This window comes from Pseudobutyrivibrio sp., assembly GCF_017471675.1.
Classification (GTDB): domain Bacteria; phylum Bacillota; class Clostridia; order Lachnospirales; family Lachnospiraceae; genus Pseudobutyrivibrio.
This window is the reverse complement of the sequence record NZ_JAFUSK010000029.1, coordinates 20030-29146: the sequence shown is the minus strand read 5'-3', so window position 1 is coordinate 29146 and position 9117 is coordinate 20030. Positions and strand designations below refer to the sequence as shown.

Genomic DNA, 9117 nt, shown 5'->3' with positions numbered 1-9117 from the left:
GTAGCTCAGAGGCTTTTTGACATGCAGGAGTACTACGATAACCTCAATAAAATACAAAAGGAGCTCATAAAAATGAGAGTGGCCTGAGGAATACAATATTAACTGAAAGATGAATTTACACACAAATATGGACTTGACTAGAAAAACTGAAATAAACGCACTTTTTCGGAGGTGATATAAGTGGTTCTTGTTGGAAGCACAAAAACACTTATATATTTTGTAAGTGTAATTGAAGATTCAGCATATACCACTTAAACAACGTCGAAAATAGTAAGCTTTCTCAGATAACTGCCTAAATCCACTTAACTTTTTTCAAAGAGTAATAAGTGGATTTTGTAAACTAACAAATAACACTTACATTTCACCCCAATTTTTTCAAATCGAAGAATAGAGCAGACGCGTAAAACGGAAGAGTCTAAAAAGAATCGAAACATTTTTGTAAATAATGCACATATATCCGGAATAGAGTAACAATAAGTTTCTTATAATATATTACAAAAATGTGTCATTATATCCAAAAGCTGCCGATATATATTAGTGAGAATTGCAATATAATAATAAAAAACGCCCGTAAAATCTCGTAAGAATACACATGTGTAATAATACACAAATATTACAAAATATTGACAAAATCTATATCTGCATGTATTATACCATTGTCGCGACATTACTTACTACAAAGAAGGGAGAAGTATGGTAATGCATACATTAAAAAAAGTAGTGGCATTTTGCCTTACACTAATAATTGTTATGGCAGCTGTTCCAGTGAATACTGTTCATGCTGCAAGTGGTACAAATGAAAGTGCTGCAGAAGTTGTCTCTGATATGAGAGTAGGATGGAATATAGGTAACAGCTTAGATTCCTATGGACAGAAGGCTAATTTCCCATATAGATCATCAAATGAAACATACTGGGGTAACCCAAAGGTAACTAAGGAATTAATAGATGCTGTAGCAAAAGCAGGATTTAATACAATCAGAATACCCGTTTCATGGGGGCAGTATACAACAGGTTCTAATTATCAGATTCCAGATTTCTTCATGAATCGAGTTAAGGAAGTAGTAGATTATTGTATTGCAAATAACATGTATGTAATCCTTAACACACATCATGATATCAACAGCGATTATTGTTTCTACGTTCCAAACAATGCAAACAAGAATCGTTCAGAGGCTTATTTTAAGAGCGTTTGGACTCAGATTGGTAAAGCGTTCAAGGATTACGATTATCACCTGGTATTTGAAACAATGAATGAGCCAAGGCTTGTAGGACATGGCGAAGAATGGTGGTTCCCAAGAAATAATCCAAGCTCTGACATAAGAGAAGCAGTTGCTTGTATCAATGACTACAATCAAGTAGCTCTTAATGCAATCCGTGCCACAGGTGGTAACAATGCTACACGCTGTGTCATGGTACCAGGTTATGATGCGTCAATTGAAGGATGTATGACAAACGGCTTTAGAATGCCTAAGGATTCTGCAAATGATAGATTAATCCTTTCTGTTCATGCTTATATTCCTTATACATTTGCTTTGGCAAGCGGCGGATATACAAAGACTTTTGATAACAACATTAAGGGAGATATTGACAGCCTATTTAACGATTTAAACTCAAAGTTCTTATCAAAGGGAACACCAGTTATCGTTGGTGAAACAAGTGCAACAAATAGAAATAATACATCAGAGCGTGTAAAGTGGGCTGACTATTATTGGGGCAAGGCAGCACAGTACAGAAATGTAGCTATGGTTCTTTGGGATAATAATGTTTATGACAATCCATCAGGTGCAGATGGTGAGTGCCATAGATACATTGATAGAAACTCACTTAAGTGGTGTGATCCTGAAATAATAAGTGCGATTATGAAGCATGTGGATGGTACACCTGCAACTATTAATGGAAAGCAGGTACCAACTCCACAGCCAACACCAGATCCAAAACCACAACCACAGCCAAAACCAGAGCCAAAGCCAACACCTCAGCCACAGCCTACACCTTCAGCTGAAAGTGGACTAAATGTTGAATATAATATAAACAACTGGGGCACAGGATATCAGGTTATTATTAAAGTAAAGAATGATTCCAAGGCAAAGGTCAACGATTGGACAGTAAAGGTAAACAAGAAGGATGTTAAGATTGATTCCAGCTGGTGCGTAGATATTACTGAAGATGGTGATTATTACGTAATCAAGCCTATGTCATGGAATGCTGCTATTGAGGCAGGTGCTTCTGTAGATTTTGGTATTCAGGGCTCAGGCAAGATTGGTAAGACAATCGATGTAACAGTACAATAAAACTATTAAGAGATAGGCGCTGTCCTATCTCTTTTTAACGTCATAATGTGAAAATTTATTGACACTTTAATTATTACGCCCACATATAGAAAAAATTGTTGTAGAATAATTATTGGTGAGTTATGAACATAAAAATAAGGGGAGGTATATAGTGGGAACTTTAGAAGATTATATAAAGTGGAGAGGGGATTTAACCTTTTCACAGGATGGTTTCAACATGATAGATAACCTGGTGCTATCATGTATATCCTATGTGGAGATGGATGAAGTTTTTAACGCATCTTCCCAAAAAGAGATGACCCTTCAGGAAATTACGGACATTTATTTCAAGAAGGTATTTCCTAAGAAGAGCTTTAGAGATGGTTCTATTTTAAAGGATGCACCTATCACCCTAAAGGCCATTTCAAAAACTGGCAGATACAAAAGCATCAAGGTTCGTAATTACGTTAGTAAGAATGATGTTAAGAAAACTTTGCAGTTTGCTGCCATGGAGTTTGTTCTTCCAGATGATACCAGCTACATAGCATATAGGGGCACCGATGATTCTATTGTTGGCTGGAAAGAAGATTTCAGGCTGGCTACATCGGAGGTAGAGGCTGAAAAGGAAGCTGTAAAATATCTTAATGAAGTAGCCAAGGATAGTAGTGGCAAGCTTAGAGTTGGTGGTCATTCTAAGGGAGGACATTTGGCATTATATGCAGTGGCTAAATGCAATCAGGCTGTAAGAGACAGAGTTAAGAATATCTACAGTAATGATGGTCCGGGATTTATGAAAAAGGTTGCCCAGTCTAAAGCTATTAAGGATGTGACACCAAGATTAGTTAGTATTGTGCCAGAGGATACAGTAGTTGGCCTTTTGATGGAGCCTGTGGGCAAGTTTATTGTAGTTAAAAGCAAGGCAACAGCACTTGCACAGCACAACCTGGCTACCTGGTGCATAGAAGGAAAGAAGCTTGTCACCACAAAGGAAGTCAGCAAGACAGCCAAGCTTATCGATACCACACTAAAGGAGAATATTTCCAAAATGTCTCCAAAGGAGCTGGATGAGTTTGTTGATAATCTGTTTGCTATTTTTGAAGCTACAGGGGCGCTGACCTTGACTGAGCTAAAAAGCAGTGGATTAAAGGGATTACAGGCATTGTCCAAGAAGGCTTTAGAAACCATTAACAGTAAGAAATAATAGTAGGTGAGGTAATATGGTAATGCAGGAAAAATTAAAAAAGATAAAGGTTTTATTTGGTGATGTGGATAACACATTATTATGTCTTAAGATGTACAACGAAGCAGGCAAAAGAATAGTAGGATTTGAGGATGCTAATGACTGGCTTAAGTACAACATCAATAACAATGCATATATCAAATGCCAGGCTCCAAGAGGTGTAAAAAATCTTATTGATGATTTGCATTTTAATCAGGGCGTTAAGATTTACGGCCTGACAGAGTGCAGCAATTCTTTTGAATATAATTCAAAATACAATCGATTAAGAGAGTGCTATCCGGGAGTTTTTGAGCATCATGGTGACCTTATCTCCACAGAAAGCCGTCATAAAAAGGTGCTTATCATGAAGATGATAGCAGAGCGTGATGGTTATAACATGGATGAGATAATGTTTATCGATGACAGCTACACAGAAATCATGGAAGCCTTTGGTGCAGGAATTTTGTCAATGCACACTACAGAAGTAATGGAAAGATTTATGTAGGTATTCTGATATGGAATATATACACTCTATATTTGAATAAGTGATTTAGCAGTGAATCGTTGATTGAATATATAAAAGTGCATAAAATATAACAGTGGTTATGAGAGGAATAGCTTTATGGAGAATAGTTTCTGTAAAGCTATTTTTATGTCTAGAGGATAATAAATGAAGTACGTTATTAATAGATTAATACAATTAATTCCAGTCCTGATTGGAATAACATTTCTTTCATTTGCAATGATGCGAATAGCAGGAAGCGATGCCATTACAGAAATGTACGCTGAAAAGGGGGCTGTTTCAGCTGAAATAATAAATGCAAAAAGGGCTGAGCTTGGATTAGATAAGCCTTTCTTAGAGCAGTATTTTATCTGGCTTGGTGGCCTGGTTACAGGTGATATGGGAACCAGTTATGTTTCAGGCAAAGATGTATTTGATACATTTATTTCTAAGCTACCAGCAACCATTCTTCTTACTGTTTTATCAGTATTACTCACCATAATTATATCCATTCCATTAGGAATATTTGCGGCAGTACATCATGACAGATTTACTGATTATTTCCTTCGATTTTTTAGCTTTATTGGTAATTCTATGCCTAACTTTTTTATTGCGTTGCTGTTGATGCAGCTGCTAGCAATTAAGCTTGGTGTACTGCCAGTTATTTCAAATGGCACTAGTGTAGTAAGTGCTATTATGCCAACACTTACACTGGCCATAGCCATGTCTTCTAAATACATGAGGCAGGTTAGAGCTACAGTATTAGAGGAGTTAAACAAGGATTACGTCCTTGGAGCAACAGCTAGAGGTGTTAGAAGTAGTGTCATCCTTTGGAAGAGTGTTATCAAAGCCTCTATGCTTACAATCATTACATTGCTTGCTCTATCAATAGGAAGCTTGCTTGGTGGTACAGCTATCATCGAAAGCATCTTTATGTGGGACGGGGTAGGAAAGCTTGCTGTGGATGCTATCACAATGCGTGATTATCCAATGATACAGGCTTATGTGGTATGGATGGCCATTATCTATGTAATGGTTAATCTAGTGACAGATTTGCTTTATCATCTGCTTGATCCTCGTATTAGATTGGGGGTCAGTGAATAATGAGTACACCTACAATCAGAAAACAAAAAGTAAAAAGAACAACAGTAAAGACCAGGTTAATCATATTTGGGACATTGGCAGTATTGCTTTTGATTGGTTCTATATTTTCCAGCCATCTTACACCATACGACCCATATCTTCAGGATTTATCAAACGCCAAGGCAGCGCCATCTATGGAGCATTTGTTGGGTACAGATAGATACGGAAGAGATATGCTTTCCCGTGTAATCATCGGAAGTAGAACCAGCATTTATTCTACACTTCTTCTTGTGGCTATAATCACTGCATTTGGAACAGCAATCGGTGTTATCTGCGGCTGGTTTGGTAAATGGATTGATGTGATATTGATGCGTATTTCAGATATGTTTTTGGCTTTTCCTGGTCTTGTTTTTGCACTTGCAGTTGCAGGTGTATTAGGCGGTGGATTGCAAAATGCCATCATTGCTCTTGCAGCTATTTCCTGGCCAAAGTACGCTCGTATAGCAAGAAGCCAGACATTGGCTCAGAAAGAAACGGTATATCTTAGAGCAGCCAAATTGTCGGGAAGCTCTACAGTTAAGATTATATTCAAACATATACTTCCTAATATAATAGGTCCAATCCTTGTTACAGCTATGCTTGATATTGGAACTATGATGATGGAGCTGGCTGGACTTAGCTTCCTTGGACTTGGCGCAAAGCCACCAACAGCTGAGTGGGGAAGTATGATGAGCGATACCAGAAGCCTTATTACAATTGTGCCATGGATAACCCTTGCACCTGGTATTGCAATCTTTATTTCAGTTATGATTTTTAACCTTCTAGGGGATACCATTCGCGATTACGCAGATCCAAAGAATAGGGAGGTTAGAGGCTGATGAGTGTACTTCGCTATGAAAATGTAGATATTTCTTATAACGGAAATACGGTAGTTAAAGATATAAATTTTAATCTGGATGAAGGAGAAATCTTAGGGATTGTAGGAGAGTCTGGCTCAGGTAAATCCACAGTGATAAAAGCCGCCATGAATCTACTTGGAAAAGGTGGACTTGTTACAAAAGGAGATATCTGGTTTAAGGGAATGGATATTCCTGACTTATCTCATAAGCAGATGAGGAAAATCAACGGACCTGAAATTGGCATGATTTTTCAGAACTCAGGCCAGTCCTTTTGCCTAATCAGAACTGTGGGAGAGCAGCTGTACGAGGCAATGTGTGCCCACGAAAAGATTTCAAAAGAGGATTTTAAGGTAAAAGCTACAGAGCTTTTTGAAAAGATTGGATTTAACAATGTTTCAAGAATCCTCAAAAGCTATCCCTTTGAATTGTCAGGGGGAATGCAGCAGCGTGTAGGAGTTGCAGCAGCCATGCTTATGAATCCCAAGGTTCTTTTGGCAGATGAGCCTACATCAGCACTGGATGTTTCCATTCAAAGGCTGGTGATTGATGAGATGCTAAAGGTTAGAGAACTGTTTGGCACATCTATGATTATTGTGTCTCACAACATCGGTGTAATAGGTGCTATGGCAGACAATGTAATAGTTATGAAGGATGGCCAGATAATAGAGTATGGTACCAAGGATGAAGTGCTGAATTCCCCTAAAGAGGAGTACACTAAAACGCTTATGTCGGCCGTGCCAAGGCTCAAGAGGTGAGAGTGTGGAAAAAGTATTAGAAGTAAATAATCTTACCAAGGTTTTTAGAGGAAAAGATAAGCAGAATTTTACTGCGGTATCTAATATAGATTTTTGTTTGTATGAAGGTGAATGCCTTGGCATCATCGGTGAAAGCGGTAGTGGAAAAAGTACTACAGTAAACATGATTTCAAGGCTGATAGAACCTACTGAGGGAAATATCATACTTGATGGAGAAGATATTACACATATAAAAGGAAAGCAGCTTAGAAACATATACAAGAAAATGCAGATGGTTTTCCAGTCTCCAATAGAATCCTTTGACCCTAGATGCACCCTTGGGGATGGAATAACAGAAAGCCTAAAGAATGACGGCTTTAGTAAAAAAGATGCAAATGTAATTGCAGAAAAAGTTCTAAGGCAATGTGGATTGGATGAAAGCTTTATAAAGCGGTACCCCCATGAGGTTAGCGGGGGACAGTGCCAGAGGGCTGCCATAGCAAGGGCCTTGGCAATAGGCCCATCTATACTTATATGCGATGAAGCTACATCATCACTTGATGTAACAATCCAAAAGGAAATAATAGAGCTTTTAAATGACCTTAGAAAGAATCATGGCAAAAAGCTTTCCATATTGTTTATTTGTCATGACTTAGCCCTGGTGCAGGATTTTTGTGACAGGGTCATTGTAATGCATGAAGGCGTAATTGTGGAACAGGGCAGTCCTGATGAAATAGTTAAATGCCCAAAGAATGACTACACTAAAAAATTAATTGAATCAGTTTTGTAGACCTAAAGGGTTTCAAATATATAAAAAGAGGAGTATTAAAATGAGAAAGAGATTATTATCACTTGCACTTATTGGTGCTATGACTCTTACCATGTTTGCCGCTTGTGGCAAGAAGGAATCTACAGATTCTAGCGCAAAAGCAGAAGTTACTGCTAATGTAGAAAAAAGCATGGTAATTGGTGACACAACATTTAACGCAGAAAACTGGGAAGAGACAATCAACCCACATGTCACATACAATGGATGGCCATGCATCCGTTATGGCGTTGGCGAGACACTTGTTCACTACACAGATACAATGGAGCTTGAGCCATGGCTTGCTACTTCTTGGGAAAATGATGGTGACAAGGTTTGGACCATAACACTTCGTGATGGCGTTAAGTTCTCTTCAGGTAGAGATATGGATGCTGAGGCTGTAAAGCAGTGCTTCGAGCATCTTCTTGAGAACCACGATAGAGCACCATTTGATACAAAGATTGAAAGCATGGAAGCTGACGGTCTTACCCTTACTATTACAACAACAGAAGGTAATCCGGCTTTAATGAATTATCTTGGTGATCCATACGCCTGCATCATCGATGTAGATGCATCTGATTTTGAAAATGGTATTGTTGCAGGTACTGGCCCATACAAGGCTACAGAGCTTGTTACTGATGATCATTTATCACTGGTTCCAAACGAATATTACTGGAATGGAACACCTAAGCTTGATAATCTTACAATCAGAACTATCTCTGATGGTGATACACTTTCTGCAGCACTTCTTTCAGGAGATATTGATGCTGCATACGGTATGGCTTACGAGGCATACCCAAATTTTGATAACGATAACTTCCAGTTCTCTAGCATCCAGACATCTAGAGCATTCTTTGCTTCTATGAATATGACTAGCCCTGTAATCAAGGATGATGCGGTACGTAAGGCAATCGCTATGGGCATTGATAAGGAAGGCTTCGTTACAACACTTCTTGATGGACATGGTGTAGTAGGTAACGGCGCATTTCCAGATGGATTCAGCAAATTTGGTGGAGAGAACATCAAAACAGAAACATATAACCCAGATGAAGCTAAGAAAATCTTAGAGGATGCTGGTTGGGTAGATACAGATGGTGATGGAATACGTGAAAAGGATGGCAAGAAGCTTGTTATTCGTTGGCTTACATACCCTAGCCGTCAGGAGCTTCCACTTCTTGCAGAATCAGTTCAGTCTACACTTAAGGAAATCGGTATGGATGTAGATATTAACTGTACAGCAAACAGACGTGACTTCCTTGCAGATATGTCATCCTTTGATATTTACGCATCTGCACTTGTTACAGCACCATCTGGTGACCCACAGTACTTCTTTACAACAAGCTGTGTACCTGGTATGGATTACAACTTTGGTGCTTATGATAATGCTGAGGTAACAGATTTAATCAACCAGCTTTCAACAGAGTTCGACCCAGACAAGAGAGCAGAGCTTGCAATTAAGCTTCAGCAGAAAATCTTAGATGATAATGCATACGTATTCTGTTCATTCCTTCAGATGAACATGATTTCTAAGTCCAATGTTTCAAATTGGACAGCTCATGCATGTGATTACTATGAGGTAACTGTTGATCTTGATATTAACTAAT

8 protein-coding genes are annotated in these 9117 nt (G+C 38.4%); all 8 read left to right on the top strand.

The window, feature by feature from the left end; genetic code table 11:
* Positions 1 to 699 precede the first annotated feature (699 nt).
* The 8 genes from IJ535_RS05125 (at position 700) to IJ535_RS05090 (ending at position 9116) form a co-directional block, all read left to right on the top strand.
* A complete protein-coding gene (locus IJ535_RS05125) occupies positions 700 to 2292 on the top strand; it encodes a cellulase family glycosylhydrolase (RefSeq protein WP_294299654.1) in 1593 nt (530 codons plus the stop codon).
* Positions 2293 to 2443: 151 nt separating this feature from the next.
* Positions 2444 to 3472 carry an Mbeg1-like protein gene (locus IJ535_RS05120; protein WP_294299652.1) on the top strand — a complete coding sequence of 343 codons (1029 nt, stop codon included), beginning with the start codon at positions 2444 to 2446 and terminating at the stop codon, positions 3470 to 3472.
* Between the two features lie 22 nt (positions 3473 to 3494).
* A complete protein-coding gene (locus tag IJ535_RS05115) occupies positions 3495 to 3995 on the top strand; it encodes a hypothetical protein (RefSeq protein ID WP_294290708.1) in 501 nt (166 codons plus the stop codon).
* Between the two features lie 165 nt (positions 3996 to 4160).
* Complete coding sequence (locus tag IJ535_RS05110) at positions 4161 to 5096, top strand: ABC transporter permease (RefSeq protein WP_294299650.1); 936 nt, start codon at positions 4161 to 4163, stop codon at positions 5094 to 5096.
* Positions 5096 to 5953: a nickel transporter permease gene (gene nikC / locus IJ535_RS05105; protein ID WP_294299648.1), complete on the top strand. Its 858-nt coding sequence runs from the start codon at positions 5096 to 5098 to the stop codon at positions 5951 to 5953. Before IJ535_RS05110 ends, nikC begins: the two co-directional genes overlap by 1 nt.
* On the top strand, positions 5953 to 6729 hold the full coding sequence (locus tag IJ535_RS05100; RefSeq protein WP_330619500.1) for an ABC transporter ATP-binding protein: 777 nt from the start codon (positions 5953 to 5955) through the stop codon (positions 6727 to 6729). Before nikC ends, IJ535_RS05100 begins: the two co-directional genes overlap by 1 nt.
* A gap of 4 nt (positions 6730 to 6733) precedes the next feature.
* Entirely contained in the window at positions 6734 to 7498 is a 765-nt protein-coding gene (locus IJ535_RS05095; RefSeq protein WP_294299646.1) for an ABC transporter ATP-binding protein, read from the top strand.
* 40 nt (positions 7499 to 7538) lie between these two features.
* Positions 7539 to 9116, top strand: coding sequence for an ABC transporter substrate-binding protein (locus IJ535_RS05090; protein WP_294299643.1), 1578 nt, complete (start codon positions 7539 to 7541; stop codon positions 9114 to 9116).
* Position 9117: the final 1 nt, after the last annotated feature.

Bases quoted from the DNA above. Each gene is read 5' to 3' on its own strand.
- IJ535_RS05125 (WP_294299654.1), top strand. From the start codon at position 700: ATGCATACATTAAAAAAAGTAGTGGCATTTTGCCTTACACTAATAATT.
- IJ535_RS05115 (WP_294290708.1), top strand. From the start codon at position 3,495: ATGCAGGAAAAATTAAAAAAGATAAAGGTTTTATTTGGTGATGTGGAT.
- IJ535_RS05110 (WP_294299650.1), top strand. From the start codon at position 4,161: ATGAAGTACGTTATTAATAGATTAATACAATTAATTCCAGTCCTGATT.
- nikC (WP_294299648.1), top strand. From the start codon at position 5,096: ATGAGTACACCTACAATCAGAAAACAAAAAGTAAAAAGAACAACAGTA.
- IJ535_RS05100 (WP_330619500.1), top strand. From the start codon at position 5,953: ATGAGTGTACTTCGCTATGAAAATGTAGATATTTCTTATAACGGAAAT.
- IJ535_RS05090 (WP_294299643.1), top strand. From the start codon at position 7,539: ATGAGAAAGAGATTATTATCACTTGCACTTATTGGTGCTATGACTCTT.